Annotated in this window: 1 protein-coding gene; it reads left to right on the top strand. The window is 62.2% G+C overall.

Annotated elements, in window-relative coordinates:
* On the top strand, positions 1–913 hold a 913-nt coding region (gene tuf, locus P3W85_RS15465; RefSeq protein ID WP_276265446.1), incomplete at both ends, for an elongation factor Tu.

Below are 913 nucleotides of genomic sequence, written 5' to 3'. Positions count from 1 at the left end.
GCTGACTATGTGAAGAACATGATCACGGGCGCAGCGCAGATGGACGGCGCGATCCTGGTGTGCTCGGCCGCTGACGGCCCGATGCCGCAGACCCGCGAACACATCCTGCTGGCCCGCCAGGTTGGCGTGCCTTACATCATCGTGTTCCTGAACAAGTGCGACATGGTCGACGACGCCGAGCTGCTCGAGCTGGTCGAAATGGAAGTGCGCGAACTGCTGTCGAAGTACGAATTCCCCGGCGACGACACCCCGATCATCAAGGGTTCGGCCAAGCTGGCACTGGAAGGCGACAAGGGCGAGCTGGGCGAAGTGGCGATCCTGGCCCTGGCCGACGCGCTGGACAGCTACATCCCGACGCCGGAACGTGCCATCGACGGTACCTTCCTGATGCCGGTGGAAGACGTGTTCTCGATCTCGGGCCGTGGCACGGTTGTGACCGGTCGTATCGAGCGCGGCATCATCAAGGTCGGTGAAGAAATCGAAATCGTTGGTATCAAGCCGACGGTCAAGACCATCTGCACCGGCGTGGAAATGTTCCGCAAGCTGCTGGACCAAGGTCAGGCTGGCGACAACGTGGGTCTGCTGCTGCGCGGCACGAAGCGCGAAGACGTCGAGCGCGGCCAAGTGCTGTGCAAGCCGGGTTCGATCAAGCCGCACACGCACTTCACCGGCGAGGTCTACATCTTGTCGAAGGACGAAGGCGGCCGTCACACCCCGTTCTTCAACAACTACCGTCCGCAGTTCTATTTCCGTACGACCGACGTGACCGGCTCGATCGAGCTGCCGAAGGACAAGGAAATGGTCATGCCCGGCGACAACGTGTCGATCACCGTCAAGCTGATCGCCCCGATCGCCATGGAAGAAGGCCTGCGTTTCGCCATCCGTGAAGGCGGTCGTACCGTCGGCGCCGGCG

This window comes from Cupriavidus basilensis, assembly GCF_029335485.1.
Lineage (GTDB): Bacteria > Pseudomonadota > Gammaproteobacteria > Burkholderiales > Burkholderiaceae > Cupriavidus > Cupriavidus basilensis_E.
Note: the sequence above shows the minus strand (reverse complement) of the source record. Positions and strands in the feature narration are given on the sequence as shown.